General features: G+C 73.5%; 17 protein-coding genes. 8 read left to right on the top strand and 9 right to left on the bottom strand.

Going from position 1 to position 16,499, the window contains the following annotated elements; all coding sequences use genetic code 11:
- Window positions 1-39: 39 nt before the first annotated feature.
- Together ABEA81_RS16930 and ABEA81_RS16925 are read right to left on the bottom strand one after the other, a co-directional pair.
- Entirely contained in the window at window positions 40-699 is a 660-nt protein-coding gene (locus ABEA81_RS16930) for an alpha-ketoglutarate-dependent dioxygenase AlkB family protein (protein WP_345606073.1), read from the bottom strand.
- On the bottom strand, window positions 696-1,394 hold the full coding sequence (locus ABEA81_RS16925; protein WP_345606072.1) for a 2OG-Fe(II) oxygenase: 699 nt from the start codon (window positions 1,392-1,394) through the stop codon (window positions 696-698). Before ABEA81_RS16925 ends, ABEA81_RS16930 begins: the two co-directional genes overlap by 4 nt.
- Window positions 1,395-1,459: 65 nt before the next feature.
- Between ABEA81_RS16925 and ABEA81_RS16920 the strand changes: the two genes are divergently transcribed.
- Together ABEA81_RS16920 and ABEA81_RS16915 are read left to right on the top strand one after the other, a co-directional pair.
- The gene (locus ABEA81_RS16920; protein WP_345606071.1) at window positions 1,460-2,467 is read left to right on the top strand and encodes a P1 family peptidase; all 1,008 of its coding nucleotides are present in this window, start codon (window positions 1,460-1,462) and stop codon (window positions 2,465-2,467) included.
- Between the two features lie 25 nt (window positions 2,468-2,492).
- Entirely contained in the window at window positions 2,493-3,377 is an 885-nt protein-coding gene (locus tag ABEA81_RS16915; RefSeq protein WP_345606070.1) for a polysaccharide deacetylase family protein, read from the top strand.
- A 128-nt stretch (window positions 3,378-3,505) separates the two neighbouring features.
- Here the strand turns inward: ABEA81_RS16915 and ABEA81_RS16910 are convergent, their stop codons facing one another.
- The 3 genes from ABEA81_RS16910 to ABEA81_RS16900 all read right to left on the bottom strand — a co-directional run bounded on the left by ABEA81_RS16910 (window position 3,506) and on the right by ABEA81_RS16900 (window position 6,185).
- Window positions 3,506-3,775: a MoaD/ThiS family protein gene (locus ABEA81_RS16910; protein ID WP_345606069.1), complete on the bottom strand. Its 270-nt coding sequence runs from the start codon at window positions 3,773-3,775 to the stop codon at window positions 3,506-3,508.
- A 2-nt stretch (window positions 3,776-3,777) separates the two neighbouring features.
- On the bottom strand, window positions 3,778-4,839 hold the full coding sequence (gene moaA, locus ABEA81_RS16905; protein ID WP_345606068.1) for a GTP 3',8-cyclase MoaA: 1,062 nt from the start codon (window positions 4,837-4,839) through the stop codon (window positions 3,778-3,780).
- A 140-nt stretch (window positions 4,840-4,979) separates the two neighbouring features.
- The gene (locus ABEA81_RS16900) at window positions 4,980-6,185 is read right to left on the bottom strand and encodes an acyl-CoA dehydrogenase family protein (protein ID WP_345606067.1); all 1,206 of its coding nucleotides are present in this window, start codon (window positions 6,183-6,185) and stop codon (window positions 4,980-4,982) included.
- A 44-nt stretch (window positions 6,186-6,229) separates the two neighbouring features.
- Here ABEA81_RS16900 and ABEA81_RS16895 point away from each other — a divergent pair, with 44 nt between their 5' ends.
- The 4 genes from ABEA81_RS16895 to ABEA81_RS16880 all read left to right on the top strand — a co-directional run bounded on the left by ABEA81_RS16895 (window position 6,230) and on the right by ABEA81_RS16880 (window position 9,986).
- Entirely contained in the window at window positions 6,230-6,658 is a 429-nt protein-coding gene (locus ABEA81_RS16895) for a TOBE domain-containing protein (protein WP_345606153.1), read from the top strand.
- A gap of 97 nt (window positions 6,659-6,755) precedes the next feature.
- A complete protein-coding gene (locus tag ABEA81_RS16890; protein WP_345606152.1) occupies window positions 6,756-7,529 on the top strand; it encodes an ABC transporter permease in 774 nt (257 codons plus the stop codon).
- A 74-nt stretch (window positions 7,530-7,603) separates the two neighbouring features.
- Entirely contained in the window at window positions 7,604-8,659 is a 1,056-nt protein-coding gene (locus ABEA81_RS16885) for a sulfate/molybdate ABC transporter ATP-binding protein (protein ID WP_345606151.1), read from the top strand.
- A gap of 160 nt (window positions 8,660-8,819) precedes the next feature.
- On the top strand, window positions 8,820-9,986 hold the full coding sequence (locus ABEA81_RS16880; RefSeq protein WP_345606066.1) for a S8 family peptidase: 1,167 nt from the start codon (window positions 8,820-8,822) through the stop codon (window positions 9,984-9,986).
- 4 nt (window positions 9,987-9,990) lie between these two features.
- On the opposite strand, the gene ABEA81_RS16875 is transcribed toward ABEA81_RS16880, so the two are convergent.
- From ABEA81_RS16875 to ABEA81_RS16865, 3 genes are all read right to left on the bottom strand, one after another.
- On the bottom strand, window positions 9,991-10,362 hold the full coding sequence (locus tag ABEA81_RS16875) for a PepSY domain-containing protein (RefSeq protein ID WP_345606065.1): 372 nt from the start codon (window positions 10,360-10,362) through the stop codon (window positions 9,991-9,993).
- A 92-nt stretch (window positions 10,363-10,454) separates the two neighbouring features.
- Window positions 10,455-11,741 carry a sensor histidine kinase gene (locus ABEA81_RS16870; protein ID WP_345606064.1) on the bottom strand — a complete coding sequence of 429 codons (1,287 nt, stop codon included), beginning with the start codon at window positions 11,739-11,741 and terminating at the stop codon, window positions 10,455-10,457.
- Between the two features lie 2 nt (window positions 11,742-11,743).
- Window positions 11,744-12,427: a response regulator transcription factor gene (locus tag ABEA81_RS16865; RefSeq protein ID WP_345606063.1), complete on the bottom strand. Its 684-nt coding sequence runs from the start codon at window positions 12,425-12,427 to the stop codon at window positions 11,744-11,746.
- A gap of 103 nt (window positions 12,428-12,530) precedes the next feature.
- Between ABEA81_RS16865 and ABEA81_RS16860 the strand changes: the two genes are divergently transcribed.
- Window positions 12,531-12,974: a hypothetical protein gene (locus ABEA81_RS16860; protein WP_345606062.1), complete on the top strand. Its 444-nt coding sequence runs from the start codon at window positions 12,531-12,533 to the stop codon at window positions 12,972-12,974.
- Between the two features lie 207 nt (window positions 12,975-13,181).
- Here ABEA81_RS16860 and serS read toward each other — a convergent pair whose 3' ends face one another.
- Window positions 13,182-14,453, bottom strand: a complete 1,272-nt coding sequence (gene serS / locus ABEA81_RS16855) for a serine--tRNA ligase (RefSeq protein WP_345606061.1) — start codon at window positions 14,451-14,453, stop codon at window positions 13,182-13,184.
- Between the two features lie 199 nt (window positions 14,454-14,652).
- On the opposite strand from serS, the gene ABEA81_RS16850 reads away from it, so the two are divergent.
- Window positions 14,653-16,332 carry an AMP-binding protein gene (locus ABEA81_RS16850; protein ID WP_345606060.1) on the top strand — a complete coding sequence of 560 codons (1,680 nt, stop codon included), beginning with the start codon at window positions 14,653-14,655 and terminating at the stop codon, window positions 16,330-16,332.
- Window positions 16,333-16,499 lie beyond the last annotated feature (167 nt).

Raw genomic sequence — 16,499 nt, 5'->3', positions numbered from 1 at the left:
CAGGCTCGTCCTCCGGGAGGGGCGGCCGGTTGTCGGATATCACCCCAGCCCGGACACCCGCAGCGTGATGTTGAGGCGGCCGGTCGCCAGGCCGGTGTCGGGTACGTCGTCGGCGGGCAGCAGCTTCGGCACGCCGTGGTAGGCGAGGCGGCTCTCGTCACCGAAGACCACCAGGTCGCCGGAGCGCAGCTCCACATCGGTCCACGGGCGGCCGCGGTTGGCGGTGTTGCCGAGCCGGAAGACGCACGGCGCCCCGATGCTGAACGACACCACGGGGTCGAGCGCGCGTTCGTCGCCGTCGCGGTGCAGGCCCATCCGCGCGTCGGCGGAGTAGTGGTTGATCAGCGCGATGTCGGGGCGGTAGGTGCGGGCACGCTCCGGGTCGCCGTACGCGTCGGCGAGAGCGTCACGGCCCAGGTCGCCGAGCCATTCCGGGAACGGCGCCACCGGTGATCCGTCCTGGTCGTCCCGCGTGCGGGAGTAGCGGTAGGGGTACCAGTGCCAGCCGAGGCACACGCTGCGCACCGACATCTGCCCGCCGTTCGGCAGCACGGCGGCGCGGATGCCGGGTCCCTCGCTCGCCCACTCCCGGCACGCCCGAACGAGCATCCGCTGCTGGTCGAGGTCGAGCCGGTCCGGCACGTGCACGGCGCCAGGTGCGAGCACCCGGCGCTCCCGTGGCAGGAGGGCGGACGTCATCGGGCGTTGTGGAAGATGATCCCCAGCACGTGCCGGTTCCCGCTGTGCACGGCGCTCACCCCGTGCCGCATCTGCACGCGGTGGAAGCCGCGCGTTCCCCGCTTCGGCCGGTGGTGCACGGGGAACACGACGGCCTCCCCCTGCCGGGGCCGCAGCACGATCGGGCGGGACTGCTGGCGCGGCCGCTGCTCCACGAACACGCTCTCACCCCCGGTGAAGTCCTCGTCCGGGCGGCTGAGCATCACGAGGAACTGGAGCGGGAACGTCAGGTCGCCGTAGACGTCCTGGTGCAGGCAGTTGTACCCGCCCGGCCCGTAGCGCAGCACGAGCGGCGTGGGCCGGTGCTGCCCGGCGGCGGCGCACTCGGCGAGCAGCCCCTCGAGCCGGTCCGGGAACGTCCGCTCGCCCAGCCGCTCCGCCCACGTGTTGGCGATCTCCGCCAGCGGCGGGTACAGCTGTTCCCGCAGCTCCTGGACCAGGGGCGGGAGCGGGTCGGCGAAGTACCGGTAGCTGCCCTCACCGAACGCGTGGCGGGCCATCACCACGGTGCTGCGGAAGCGCTCGTCCTCGTCGAGCATCGCGACCACGTCCGCGCACTGCTCGGGGGTGAGCAGCGGCGGGGTGCTCGCGACGCCGTCGGTGTCGAGGCGCTCCGCCACGGCGGGGACGTCCAGTCGATCCAGCACGGCAGTCATGTCTCCACCTTCGCCCAGCTCCGGCACGCCCGCTGGCGGGAATCGGCCACCTGGATGATGACCACATGCGCCCCGGACCGCACAACGCCCTGACCGACGTCCCCGGCCTGCGCGTGGGCCACGCCTCGCTCGACGGGCCCGGTGCCCTGAGCGGCACGACGGTCGTGCTGGCCCCCGAGGGTGGCGCGGTCGCGGGCGCGGACGTCCGGGGTGCCGCACCCGGCACGCGCGAGACCGACCTGCTGCACCCCGGCGCCACCGTGCAGCGCGTGCACGCAGTGGTGCTGAGCGGCGGCAGTGCGTACGGGCTGGCGGCCGCGGGCGGGGTGATGGCTCGGCTGGAGGCGGCGGGCATCGGCTTCCCCGTGCCGGGCGGTGTGGTGCCGATCGTGCCGGGTGCCGTGGTGTTCGACCTCGGCCGCGGTGGCGACTTCGCCGCCCGCCCGGATGCGGCCACCGGTGCCGCGGCCTACGACGCGGCCGCCGACGGGCCCGTCCCGCAGGGCGTGGTCGGTGCCGGCAGCGGCGCGCTCGCCGGTGGGCTCAAGGGCGGGATCGGCACGGCCAGCGCGGTGCTCGACGGGGGCGCCGTCGTGGCAGCGCTCGTCGTCGCGAACGCGGCGGGTTCCCCCGTCGATCCGGCCACCGGCCTGTTGCACGGGGCGCGCGCGGGCCTGCCCGGGGAGTTCCCGGCGTTCGAGGTCGGCGCGGCGGCGCTCGACGAGCTGCGCCGGGCGCCGCTCCGGCCGTCGCTCGGCACGGCGACGACCCTGGCCGTGGTGGCCACCGACATCGCGCTGGACAAGGCCGGGTGCGGGCGCCTCGCGACGATGGGCCACGACGGCCTCGCCCGCGCCGTGGTGCCTGCCCACACGGCGACCGACGGAGACGCGGCGTTCGCGCTGTCCACCGGCGCCCGGCCGGTCCCCGACCTGGCCGGGCTCGTCGCCCTGCACGCCGCGGCCGCCGACGTCGTGAGCCGGGCGGTGGCGCACGCGATGCTCGCCGCCGAGACCGTGCCGACACCGGCCGGCACCTGGCGCAGCTACCGCGACGTCGTCGGCCTGCGCTGAACCGCACGGCGGTGTCTACTGCCGTATGGCCAAGGAAATCTTCGTGGCGTTCGGCATCGACGTCGACGCGGTCGGTGGCTGGTTGGGCTCGTACGGCGGCGAGGGGTCGCCGGGTGACATCTCCCGGGGAGTGTTCGCGGGCGAGGTCGGGGTGCCGCGCATCCACCGCATGCTCTCCCGATACGACCTGCCGGCCACGTGGTTCTGGCCCGGCCACTCGATCGAGACCTTCCCGGAGCAGTTCGACGAGATCGTCGCCGCCGGGTACGAGATCGGCGTGCACGGATACAGCCACGAGAACCCGATCGCGATGAGCCGCGAGCAGGAGTCGGACATCCTCGACCACTGCATCGAGCTGATCACCGAGCGGGCCGGTCGCCGTCCCACCGGCTACGTCGCGCCCTGGTGGGAGTTCTCCCGGGTGACGAACGAGCTGCTGGTCGAGCGGGGGATCACCTACGACCACTCGCTGATGCACCGCGACTTCGAGCCGTACTACGTGCGGGTCGGGGACTCGTGGACGCCGATCGACTACGACAAGCCCGCCCGCGAGTGGATGAAGCCGTTGGTGCGCGGCGAGGAGACCGACCTGGTGGAGATCCCGGCGAGCTGGTACCTCGACGACCTGCCGCCGATGATGTTCATCAAGACCAGCCCCAACAGCCACGGGTTCGTCAACCCGCGGCAGGTCGAGGAGCTGTGGCGCGACCAGTTCGACTGGGTGTACCGCGAGCTCGACTACGCGGTGTTCACGTTCACGATCCACCCCGACGTCTCCGGGCGGCCGCAGGTGTTGCTCATGCTGGAGCGGTTGATCGAGCACATCTCCGGGCACGAGGGGGTGCGCTGGTCGACGTTCGACGCGATCGCGCAGGACTTCCTGCAACGCCGGCCGCGGACCGCCGCCTGAGGTCGAGCTCCCGGCAGGCCGCATCCCCGGGCCGGGGCCGCCTCACGCACCCCCGTCTCGCTCCGCGCGCCCCGTCGACGAGGCGCGTCCGCCGACGCGGGGTGCGTGAGCCGACGGGCGTGCGCCGGCTAACCGCCGGCGAACGGCGGCAGCACGTCCAGCGTGGCGCCCGGGGGCACGGCCGTGGTGCGGTCGCGCACCGCGACCTCGTCGAGCAGGAAGCTGCAGCGGTCGAGCACGCGGCCCAGCTCGGGGCCGTGGCGGTGGCGGATGGCGCGGATGGCGTCGTCGACCGTGCCGGACACCTCCACCGGCTCGGTCTCCACGCCCGCGGCGGCGCGGGCGGCGGCGAAGTAGCGAACGGTCAGGGTGGTGGCGGTGGTCGTGCTGGTGGTCATCCTCAGCCCCCGATCGCGCTCATCGGACGGTCCGGCTGCAAGAAGTCGGGGTCGTCGATCCCGTGGCCCGCGAGCTTGCCCCACATCGCGTGCCGCCACGTCTCGGCGATCTCGGCGTCGGCCGCGCCGCCCCGCAGCAGCGCGCGCAGGTCGGTCTCGGTGCGCGCGAACAGGCACGAGCGGATCTGGCCGTCGGCGGTGAGCCGGGTGCGGTCGCACGCCCCGCAGAACGGCCGGGTGACCGACGCGATCACGCCGACCCTGGCCGGCCCGCCGTCGACGAGCCACCGCTCGGCGGGCGCGCCCCCGCGTTCGGCGGGGTCGGGCGTGAGCGTGAAGCCCTCGCGCAGCCTCTCCATCACCTCGCCGGCGGTGACCATCTCCGACCGCTCCCAGCCGTGCTGGGCGTCGAGCGGCATCTGCTCGATGAACCGCAGCTCGTAGCCGTGCTCGAGGGCGAACCGCAGGAGCGGCACCGCCTCGTCGTCGTTCACGTTCCGCAGGAGCACAGTGTTGATCTTGATCGGGTCGAGGCCGGCCGCCCGGGCGGCCGCGAGGCCGTCCAGGACGTCCGCGAGGCGGTCACGACGGGTGATGGTCGCGAAGCGGTCCGGCCGCAGCGTGTCCATCGAGACGTTGAGCCGGTTGACGCCGGCCGCGGCAAGCGCCTCCGCCCGGCGGGCGAGGCCGATCCCGTTGGTGGTGAGCGAGATGTCCGGCCGCGGCTCCAACGCCGCCGCCGCGGCGATCAGGTGCTCCAGCCCGCGGCGCAGCAGCGGCTCGCCGCCGGTGAACCGCAGCTCGTGCACCCCGAGGTCGCGCACCGCGATGGTGATCAGGCGGATCAGCTCGTCGTCGGTGAGCTGCTCCGCGCGCGGCATCCAGTCCAGCCCCTCGGCCGGCATGCAGTACGAGCAGCGCAGGTTGCAGCGGTCGGTGAGGGAGATCCGCAAGTCGGTGGCGACCCTGCCGAACGAGTCGACGAGCCGCGGGTCGGCGGGGCGCGCCGGATCGCGGGGGGCCGCCCCTCGCACCGCCGGAAGTCCGAGCTCGGTTGCCGTCACGCCACGAGCGTAATAGCCCGAAAACGGGCGTGGAGGGGTCGTGGATCACGCATTCGGCAGAGTTCCGCAGCTGCGATCAGAATCCGCGATTCGATCCGCATCTGCCGGTTCGACTGCTGTCCGAAAGAAGGGTGGATCCGTCAGTCGTGGCGCCCCAGCTCCTGGCGGGCGACCGAACGCAGGTGCACCTCGTCAGGTCCGTCGGCCAGGCGCAGGGCGCGGGCCCAGACGTAGAAGGACGCCAGCGGCACGTCGTCGCTCATCCCGGCGCCGCCGTGCACCTGGAGGGCCCGGTCGATCACCGTGCAGGCCATGCGCGGGCAGAGCGCCTTGATCGCGGCGATCTCGGTGGCCGCACCCTTCGAGCCGTACCGGTCGATGAGCCAGGCGGTCTTGAGGACGAGGAGCCGCGCCTGCTCCACCTCGATCCGCGAGTGGGCGATCTGCTCGCGCACCACGCCCTGGTCGGCGAGCGGCCTGCCGAACGCCGTGCGGGAGCGGGCCCGGCGCACCATGAGGTCGATCGCGCGCTCGGCCATGCCGATCAGGCGCATGCAGTGGTGGATCCGCCCGGGGCCGAGCCGGGCCTGGGCGATCGCGAACCCGCCACCCTCCTCGCCGAGCAGGTTCGACACCGGCACGCGCACGTCGTGGAACGCCAGCTCGGAGTGCCCGTGCTGGTCCTGGTAGCCGAACGTGGGCAGGTGCCGCTTGATCTCCAGCCCCGGGGTGTCGCGCGGCACCAGCACCATCGACTGCTGCCGGTGCTTCGCCGCGTCCGGGTCGGTCTTGCCCATGACGATGAAGATCTTGCAGCGGGGGTCGGCGGTGCCGGAGATCCACCACTTGCGCCCGCTGATCACGTACTCGTCGCCCTCGCGGCGGATCCGCGTCTGGACGTTCGTGGCGTCCGAGGAGGCGACGTCGGGTTCCGTCATCGCGAACGCCGAGCGGATCTCGCCGTCCAGCAACGGCTCCAGCCACTGCTGCTTCTGCTCGGGCGTGCCGAACAGGTGCAGCGTCTCCATGTTGCCGGTGTCCGGCGCCTGGCAGTTGATGACCTCCGGCGCGATCGTCGGCGACCACCCGGACACCTCGGCGACCGGGGCGTACTCGAGGTTGGACAGGCCCGAGACGCTCGGCAGGAAGAGGTTCCACAGTCCGCGGGCGCGCGCCTCCGCCTTCAGCTCCTCGACCACGGGCGGCAGGTCCCATTCCTGCGGCGTGCCCCGGCGCTCGGACCGGAACGCTTCGTACTCCGCCTCGGCCGGAATGATCTTCTCGTCGAGGAACGCTCGCATCCGCTCGGTGTGGTCGGCCGCCACGCTGCTGGGTTCGAAGTCCACGGCTGCACCCAACCACAGGACGGGCCCTACCTGGTCGTCATCGCATCCGCGGAACTATTGTCCTGTTCGTGCCGCAGTTCAGGATCGCCGACGCCGCCCGGTTGCTCGGCGTCAGCGACGACACCGTGCGGCGCTGGGTCGACGCGGGCACGCTCCCCGTGCAGGCCGACGCCTCGAACCGCAAGGTCATCGACGGTGCCGCGCTCGCCGCGTTCGCCCGGGACCACGCGAGCGCGCCACCGGACCCGTCCGACGTGCAGAGCTCGGCGCGCAACCGGCTGGTCGGCCTCGTCACATCGGTGGTGACCGACCGGGTGATGGCACAGGTGGAGATGCAGTGCGGCCCGCACCGGATCGTCTCGCTCATGTCCAGCGAGGCGGTGCGGGAGATGGGGCTCGAGCCCGGCGCGCTCGCCGTCGCCGTGATCAAGTCGACCACGGTGGTCGTGGAGACCCCGGGAGGGAGCTCGTGACGTGGCGGGTCGCGGCCGCGACCGGGCCGCGCGGCTCCGGGCACCCGTGACCCGGCGGGCGCCCCGCCGGTCCGACGACCACGACACGGGCGTCGGACTGCCCCGGCTCCTCTGGGTGCCGGCCGCGCTCGCGTTCGCGCTGATCGCGCTGCCCGTGGTGGGGCTCGCGGTGCGCGCCGACTGGCCGCGCCTCCCCGAGTTGCTGCTCAGCGCCTCGGCGCTCGACGCGCTGCGCCTCTCCCTCCTGACCGCCGCGATCTCGACGGCCCTGTGCATCGTGTTCGGCGGCCCGCTCGCCGTGGTCCTCGCCAGGGGGCGGGTGCGCGGCCTCCGGCTGCTGCGGTCGGTCGTGCTGCTGCCGCTGGTGCTGCCGCCCGTGGTCGGCGGGCTCGCGCTGCTCTTCCTGCTGGGCCGCACCGGCTTGGTGGGCCGAGGGCTGGACACCGCGTTCGGGATCACGGTGCCGTTCACGACGGCGGCGGTGGTGCTGGCGCAGACGTTCGTGGCCCTTCCCTTCCTCGTGGTGAGCATGGAGGGGGCGCTGCGCACGGCGGGGCGCCGGTACGAGGCGGTGGCAGCCACGCTCGGCGCGGCTCCCTGGCTGGCGTTCCGCCGGGTGACGGTGCCGCTGGTGCTGCCCGGTCTCGCGTCGGGGGCCGTGCTGGCGTTCGCCCGGTGCCTCGGGGAGTTCGGCGCGACGATCGCGTTCGCCGGCAGCCTCCAGGGCACCACCCGCACCCTCCCGCTGTTGGTCTACCTGGAGCGGGAGACGGACGTGGACGCGGCGGTCGCGCTGTCGCTGCTGCTGGTCGTGGTCGCGGTGGTCGTCATCGCGGTCGCGCGGCCCCGCACGATCGAGGGCGTCCGGTGACCAGTCTCGACGCCCGCGTCGTCGTCCACCGCCAGGGGGGCGGGCCCGAAGGGCAGGGGGGCGGGAAGAGCACGGTGTTCAGCCTCGACGTGGCGCTGCAGGCCGCCCCGGGCGAGGTGCTCGCGGTGCTGGGCCCGAACGGTGCCGGCAAGTCCACGCTGCTCGGCGTGCTGGCCGGGCTGCTGCGGCCGGACGAGGGGCACGTCCGGCTCGGGGGGACCACGGTGGCCGACGCGGCCGCGGGCGTGCACGTACCGCCGCACCGCCGCGGCGTCGGCCTGCTCGCGCAGGAGGCGTTGCTGTTCCCGCACCTCACCGCGCTCGGCAACGTCGCGTTCGGACCGCGGGCCCACGGCGTCCCGCGCCGGGACGCGGAGCAGCGGGCGCGCGAGCTGCTCGCCGCCGTGGACGCGGCAGAGCTCGCCGACCGCCGTCCCGCCCGCATGTCGGGTGGCCAGCAGCAGCGGGTGGCGCTGGCCCGCGCGCTCGCACCCCGGCCCGAGCTGCTCCTGCTCGACGAGCCGCTCGCGGCACTGGACGTCGACGCGACGCCGGCCATGCGCGCGTTGCTGCGGCGGGTGGTTCGCGCGTCCGGACAGACGGCCGTGCTGGTGACGCACTCCGCCCTCGACGCGCTCGTGCTGGCCGATCACGTCGTCGTGCTGACCGGGGGACGGGTGGTGGAGCACGGGCCGACCCGGGAGGTGCTCGCCCGGCCGCGCAGCCCGTTCACCGCGCGGATCGCGGGTCTCGACCTCGTGCCCGGGGCGGCGTGCGCCGACGGCCTGCTGACCCCCGACGGCACCCTCGTGACGGGCCGGGACGCCGGCCTCGTGGAGGGCGAACCGGCGGTCGCGGTGTTCCCGCCGTCGGCCGTCGCGGTGTTCGCCGACCGGCCCCACGGCAGCCCGCGCAACGTCTGGCCCGTGCAGGTGGCCGCGATCGAGCCGCACGGCGACGTCGTGCGGCTGCGGGCCGGCGCCCCGCCCGGCGGCCCGGCGTGGGTGGACGGCCTCGCCGCCGACGTCACCCCGGCCGCCGTGGCGGAGCTCGCCGCGGAGCCCGGAGCGCGGCTGTGGTTCGCGGTCAAGGCCACCGAGGTGGCGATCCACTCGACCGATCGGTCGTGACCACGGGCCGGCGGACAGCGGCCACCCGGTACGGGCGCCCGTTGCCGTACCCCACAGCGGCGACCCCGGAACACTACGTCACCCCATAGACCACAACTGTCACACCAGTCACGATCGTGTCTCTGTTCCCACCCCTGCAAGATCCGTAGCGTCGCCGACCGTGACGCGGTTCCTCCTGCGCATCGCCCCCGTGGTGATCGTGCTGCAGCTGGTCGTCGCGATCACCCTGCCCGGGAGCGCCGAAGCCCGGGACGACCTCGGTGATCTGATGGCCTACGTCGTGCACGCACGCACCACCGCCGACGCGACGGCCGCGGCCGCCGACGTCGGCGTGCAACCGACCCGGACCTACGACCAGGCCTTCGCCGGCTTCGCGGCCCGGTTGAACCGGGACCAGGTCGACCGGCTCCGGGCGCGGGCCGGGGTGCTCGGGGTGGAGCAGGACCGCCGGATCGTCCCGCTCGACCCCCACCGCGAGCCGGACCTGACCGAGGGCGACCAGCCCGACCCGCCGAACTGGGGCCTCGACCGCATCGACCAGCGCAACCTCCCCCTCGACCACAGCTACACGACGAAGGCGACCGGTCAGGGCGTCACCATCTGGGTGCTGGACACGGGTGTCGACGTCGCGCACCCCCAGTTCGAGGGGCGGGCCACGTGGGAGGCGAACACCGTGGACCACGAGGACCGCGACTGCGACGGGCACGGCACCGTCGTGGCCGGCATCGCGGCCTCCCGGGACTACGGCGTGGCGAAACAGGCGCAGGTCCGGGCCGTGAAGGTGCTCGACTGCACCGGGGCAGGCACGCTGTCGTCGCTGCTCGCCGGCCTGGACTACGCCGCCACGAACGCCCGGTCGCCGTCGGTGGCGGTCATGTCCTGGAGCTACGGCCCGTCGGAGGTGCTGCTCTCGGCGGTGGCCGGGCTCGTCGACAAGGGCGTGTTCGTCGCCTCGTCGGCCGGCAACTCCGGGGCGGACGACTGCACCGTGGCGCCCCGGGCCTACCCCGGCGTGCTCGTCGTCGCGAACTCGACGATCGAGGACCAGCGCGCGTCCAGCTCGTCCACCGGGCCGTGCGTCGACCTCTACGCGCCCGGCACGAGCATCCGCTCGACGGTGCCGGGCGGCGGGATCGCGTCCTACACGGGCACGTCGATGGCCGCGCCGCACGCCGTGGGGGTGGCCGCGCTGTACAAACAGACCTACGGCGACGCCCCGAGCGGCGTGATCGAGAAGTGGATCATCGACCACGCCACGCCCGGTGTGGTGGGTGGTGGTGAGTTCGGCGGCACGCCCAACCGGCTGCTCAACACGGGTGGGCTCTGACGGGTCAGTCGTCGCGGCCGACGTCGGTCCGGGTGACGGCGCCGGTGGCCGCGTCCACCCGCACGTCGTGCTCACGCCCGGCGTGGATGATCTCGACCTTCCACTCGCGCCGGCCGTGCTCGAACTCGCGCTCGATCTCGGTGACCCGCCCGCCGCCGACGTGGCGCAGTGCGATGTCCGCCGCTTCCGCACTGCTCAGCTCACCGGTGGTGCCGGCTGGGGACGCCGTCGCGAGGTCGGGTGTCGGCGGGGTGGTCGGCGCGGAGAACGCGGCCGGCTGCACCGTCTCGGGTGCTGAGGCCAGCGCGATCCCGGCGCCGGTCGCGAGGAGCGCCGTGACGCCGGTGACGGCGAGGACGACGGGACGGTTGCGCATGATCGGCTCCTTCGGTCGGGGGGTCGTTCCGTGTGCCCCGCACGTTGCCGAGCTCCGCACTATCGCCGCGCTGCCGCGCCCCTAAGGCGGTCCTATGCCCCCGGGCCGAGCTCGACGACGACCTCGAGCCCGCCTTCCGCGGACTCCCCGAGGGTGAGCCGCCCGCCGGCCTGGTCGGCGCTGCGGCGGGCGATGTCGAGTCCGAGTCCGGTGGATCCGCCGCCACTGGCGCCGCGACGGACGGCGGCGCTGCCTGCCGGGATGCCGGGTCCGGCGTCCGCGACCACCAGCCGCGCACCCCCGCCGGGGCGGGCCGTGAGCCGCACGGCGAACGCGGTGCCGTCGGGGGTGTGGGCGAAGACGTTGCCGAGCAATGCGTCCACGCACGCCCCGAGGTCGGCGGCGGGGAGCGCCACGGGGAGCGGGCCCGGTGCGATCTCCACCGTGGTCTCGCGCTCGGTGTCCTCCGCGAGGACCGCCCAGAACGCCACGCGCTCGCGCACGACGACCGCCGCGTCGCTGCCGGCGCGCCCGGCGTCCGGGCCGCTGCCGCGGCGCCGCGCCTGCTCGATCGCCTGCGTGACGGCCCGTTGCACCGCGTCCACGCCGGCGCCGATGCGGGAGGCGTGGTCCGGGGCGGGCAGCGCCTCCGCCTCCAGGCGCAGGGCGGTGAGCGGGGTGCGGACGCGGTGGGCGAGGTCGGCGACGGTCTCGCGCTCCTCGCGCAGCAGCTCTGCGATGCGGGTCGCGAGGACGTTGACCGCGTCGGCGACCACGCCGAGCTCGGCGGGCGCGCCCGGGTCGGCGCGCGCGTCCAGCTCGCCGCGGGCGAGGCGGTGCGACACCGCGGCCAGGTCGGTGGTGGACCGGACGAGCGAGCGGGCCAGCCGGTCGGCCACGGCGAGGCTCACCCCCAGCAGGACGACGCCGAGCGCGCCGAGCAGCAGCCACGCCATCGGTACCCCGCGGTTCAGCTCGGCGTCGGGCACGAAGGTCCGGATCACCGCCGCGGCCCCGGCGCGGTCGCGCACGGCAAAGACGATCTCCCGCCCGCCGGCCACCGTCGCCGACTCGCTGCGCCCCAGCGCGCCCAGCTCCACCAGGGGCGTGCGGTCGGCCGGGGTGCCGAGCCGCGTGCCGTCGGAGAGGAAGAGGGTGACCGCGCCCGTCGACGACGAGTTGAGCTGCTGCAGGGCCAGCCCGAGGGCGGCGCGGTCGGCCGTGGCGACGAGGGAGCTGAGCGACTGGGCCTCCGTGGTCGCGCCCTGCACCGCGCGGTCGGCGGCGACGGTGCGCAGCAGCAGCGCGAGGGGCACCAGGAACGCGATGAGCACCAGCGACGTCGTGGCCCCGACCAGCAGCAGGATCCGCCGGCGCACGGTCAGTCCGCCGGTGCGGAGATGCGCACCCCGACGCCGCGCACCGCGTGCACGTAACGGGGTTGCTGCGCGGTCTCGCCGAGCTTGCGGCGCAGCCAGGACAGGTGCACGTCCACGGTCTTGTCGGCGCCGCCGTAGGGCAGCTGCCACACCTCGGTGAGCAGCTCGCGCTTGCTCACCACCTGGCCCGACCGGCAAGCGAGGTAGTGCAGCAGCGCGAACTCGCGCGGGGTGAGGTCGAGCGGCACACCGTCGAGGCTCGCCTCCCGCGACCGCGCGTCCACCCGCAACCCGCCCACGACCACGGCCCCGTCGACGACCGCCTCGCCCGCGCGGCGCAACACGGCCCGGATGCGGGCGTCGAGCTGGGCCGCGCTGAACGGTTTCACCAGGTAGTCGTCGGCACCGGCGTCGAGCACGGCCACGATCTCGGCCTCGTCGTCGCGCGCGGTCGCGACGATCACGGGAACCCGGCTCGCGCCGCGCAGCATCCGGAGCATCGTGGTGCCGTCGAGGTCGGGGAGTCCGAGGTCGAGCACCACCAGGTCGGGGCGGTTCGTCACGGCCGACTCCAGGCCCGGCAACGCCGCGGCGGCCGAGTCGACGGCGTGGCCGCGCTCGGTGAGGCCGCGGATCAGCGCGCCGCGGATCGCCGCGTCGTCCTCGATGAGAAGCACCTGGGCCACCTGGCGCACGGTAGAACAGTCCGACCCGTTGACCGGGCTCGCCGGGCGGGTCGATAGGTGGGCCTTAGTCTCGCGTTAACCGCCGGCCCGGCAGGCTGGGGGCATGTCCGCTCCGCGCACCTGGCTGGCCGCGCTCGCCTGGGCCGCCACGGCCCTCGCCGCGACGCTCGTCGGGATGAGCGCGGTGGGAGCGATCGGCAGCGGCCTCCTCGGCCCCGCTCGGGAGCCGCTCACCGCCGCCCAGGTGGCCGCGGAGCTCGCCGCCGCCCGTGCCGCGCCGGCTCCGCTCCCGCCGAGCACCGCAGGTGGCCCCGAACCCGCGCCGGGCGGACCGAACGAGGTGATCGGCAGCCCGGGCGGCACGGTCGTCGCCCGCTGCACCGGCGGCGCCGTCGAGATCGTGTCGGCGAGCCCCGCCCAGGGCTACGGGCTCGACCACGAACCCGAGCACGCGCGGGTGCGGTTCGATTCCGAGGAGACCGAGGTGGAGGTCCGGCTGGGCTGCCGGGACGGGCGCCCGGTCGGCGAGGTGCGGGTCGACGACTGACGTGATCAAGCCCCGGCGAGGGCGTGGACGATGTCCGCGACCACCTCGTCGGGCTGGGCGATCAGGTCGTGCAATGTGAACCGCAGGAGTGTCCACCCCTGCCCGGCGGGGACGTTCGGGAGTGATCGCCGCGAGTGGTGTCAACACGGCAGTTGGATCGCTCCGATACCGCTACCGGCGATCAACGCGCGGAACGGCGACCGAACTTCAGGCCGGCGTGAGCACCTCGAAGCCCGTGTACGGCACCAGCGCCTCCGGTAGCCGGACCGAGCCGTTGGCCTGCTGACCCTGCTCCAGCACCGCGACGAGGGTGCGCCCGATCGGAAGCCCGGAGCCGTTGAGGGTGGCGGCGAATCCGCGCCTGCCGTCCTTGGCCTTGGTGCGGATGCCGGCGCGGCGGGCCTGGAACGTGCCGAAGTCCGACACCGAGCTGATCTCGCGGTAGGCGCCCTGCCCGGGCAGCCACACCTCGATGTCGTAGGTGAGCTCGGCCGAGAACCCGATGTCGCCCGCCGCGAGCTTCACCACCCGGTAGGCGAGGCCGAGCCCCTGCATCGCGGCCTCGGCGTGCCCGAGCAGCACCTCCAGCTCGTCGCGCGAGCGGTCGGCGTCGGCGATGCGCACCAGTTCGACCTTGGAGAACTCGTGCAGCCGGATCAGGCCGCGGGTGTCCTTGCCGTACGAGCCGGCCTCCGAGCGGAAGCACGGAGTGTGCGCGGTGTAGGCCAGCGGGAGGCGCTCGAGGTCGAGGGTCTCCTTCGCATGCAGGTTGGTGAGCGGGACCTCGGCGGTGGGGATGAGGTAGAGCTCGCGGTCGCCCACGCCGGTCTTGAACAGGTCCTGCTCGAACTTCGGGAGCTGACCCGTTCCCGTCATCGTGACGCGATTGACGAGCGTGGGCACCGAGAACTCGGTGTAGCCGTGCCGTTCGGTGTGCAGGTCCAGCAGGTAGCGGGCGATCGCCCGCTCCAGCGCGGCGCCCTTGCCGCGCAGCACCGCGAAGCGGGGGCCGGCGAGCTTGGTGGCGCGTGGCAGGTCGAGGATGCCGAGCTTCTCGCCGATGTCGACGTGGTCGAGCGGGGCGAAGTCGAACGACGGCGGCTCGCCCCACGTGCGCACGAGCTCGGCGTCCTCGTCGCTCGCGCCGTCGGGCAGCTCGTCGGCGGGCAGGTTGGGGATGCCGAGCAGGAGGTCCTGCAGCTCGGCCTCCGCGACGCGGTGCTCCTCCTCGGCCGCCGCGACGACGCCCTTCAGGTCGCGGGCCCTGGCGACCAGCGCCGCGCGCTCCTCGGGGTCGGCGCCCTTGACGGCGGTGGCGACCCGCTTCGACTCGGCACGCGCCTCGTCCCCGCGCTGGATCGCGGAGTTCCGGGCGGCCAGCAGCTTCTCGAGGGACGCGACGTCCAGCGTGTACCCGCGCCGGGCGAGCTTGCGGACGGCGTCGGTGGCAGGGTCGAGAAGCACCCGCGGATCGTGCATCTTCCGAGGGTATCGGCTCGCCGCGAGCGGGTTTCCTCCCCATCGGGAGGTGGCGGGGACGGATCGGCCGTCGCAGGATGAGCGACACCTGCCGTCGATGACGTCGAAAGGACCCATCGCCGTGTCCGAGAATGTGTTCGAGAAGCGCGAAGCGGGCCCTGGGCCCGGACCTGCTGGATCACCGTCGTCTGCGGCCCACGTGCGGGCTTCTCGGACACACTCAGAAGCCGCACCCGCCGTTCCCTCCTACGCCTCGGGGACCTCCGACGTCCCGCTGCTCGGCGACACCATCGGCGACAACTTCGACCGCATCGCCACCACCCAGCCCGACGCGGAGGCGCTCGTCGACGTGCCGAGCGGGCGGCGCTGGACCTACGGGCAGCTGCGGGACGACGTCGACACGCTCGCGCTCGGTCTGCACTCCGCCGGCGTCGCGAAGGGCGACCGGGTCGGGATCTGGGCGCCGAACCTCCCCGAGTGGACGCTCGTGCAGTACGCCACCGCCAAGCTCGGGGCGATCCTCGTGAACATCAACCCCGCGTACCGCACGCACGAGCTGGAGTACGTGCTGAACCAGGCCGGGATCTCGATGCTCGTGGCCGCGCCCAGTTTCAAGACCTCCGACTACGAGGCCATGATCAAGGAGGTCAGGCCGAGCTGCCCCGCTCTGCGGCAGGTGATCCTCATCGGGAGGCCGAACTGGGACGAGCTGATGGCCGACGGCCGCGGCGGCGACCCCGCCGAGCTCGCCCGGCTGCAGGGTGCGCTCAGCCCCGACGACCCGATCAACATCCAGTACACGTCCGGGACCACGGGCTTCCCGAAGGGCGCCACGCTGTCCCACCACAACATCCTCAACAACGGCTACTTCGTGGGGCGGCTCTGCGGCTACACCCCGGACGACCGGGTGTGCATCCCGGTGCCCTTCTACCACTGCTTCGGCATGGTGATGGGCAATCTCGGCTCCACGGCCAACGGCTCGACGATGGTGATCCCCGGGCCCGGCTTCGACCCCAAGGCGACCCTGAAGGCCGTCGCGCAGGAGCGCTGCACCTCCCTGTACGGGGTGCCGACGATGTTCATCGCCGAGCTGAACGACCCCGACTTCGACTCCTACGACCTGACGTCGCTGCGCACCGGGATCATGGCGGGCTCGCCCTGCCCGGTGGAGGTGATGAAGCAGGTCGTCGACCGGATGGGCATGACAGAGGTCACGATCTGCTACGGCATGACCGAGACGTCGCCGGTGTCCATCCAGACCCGTGCCGACGACTCGCTGGAGCGGCGGGTCTCGACCGTCGGGCGGGTGCACCCGCACGTCGAGGTCAAGGTCGTCGACCCGGAGACGGGCCTGACCCTGCCCCGCGGGGAGCCCGGCGAGCTGTGCACCCGCGGCTACTCGGTGATGCTCGGGTACTGGGAGGAGCCGGAGAAGACGGCCGAGGCGATCGACAAGGCCCGCTGGATGCACACCGGCGACCTCGGCGTGATGGACTCCGACGGGTACGTCAACATCACCGGCCGGATCAAGGACATGGTGATCCGCGGCGGGGAGAACATCTACCCGCGGGAGATCGAGGAGTTCCTCTACACCCACCCGGACATCCTCGACGCGCAGGTCATCGGCGTTCCCGACGTGCGCTACGGCGAGGAGCTGTGCGCCTGGGTGACCCTGCGCGAGGGCGCCACGGAGCTCACGCCAGAGGCGTTGCGCGAGTTCGCCAGCGGAAAGCTCGCGCACTACAAGATCCCGCGGTACGTGCTGGTGGTCGACTCCTTCCCGATGACGGTCACCGGCAAGATCCGGAAGGTGGAGATGCGGGAGAAGAGCGTGGAGCTGCTCGACCTGGGCGGTGCGGCGCAGGTCCGCAACGCCTGACCGGCATCGATCGATCGTACGAACGGCACCTCCGTACTGCTCTGTCGGACGAGGGTGCCGTTCGTCCGTTGTGCCGTCCCGAAATTGAACGGGTGCGCAGCGTGGGTGGTCCGGACTAGGGTGGTGCCCACGCGTCCCGGTGTCGCTCGATGGGCCGACCAAGTGGC

Source organism: Pseudonocardia adelaidensis (assembly GCF_039543345.1).
Taxonomy (GTDB): domain Bacteria; phylum Actinomycetota; class Actinomycetes; order Mycobacteriales; family Pseudonocardiaceae; genus Pseudonocardia; species Pseudonocardia adelaidensis.
The sequence above is the reverse complement of the archived record's forward strand: the minus strand, read 5'-3'. Positions and strand labels throughout refer to the sequence as shown.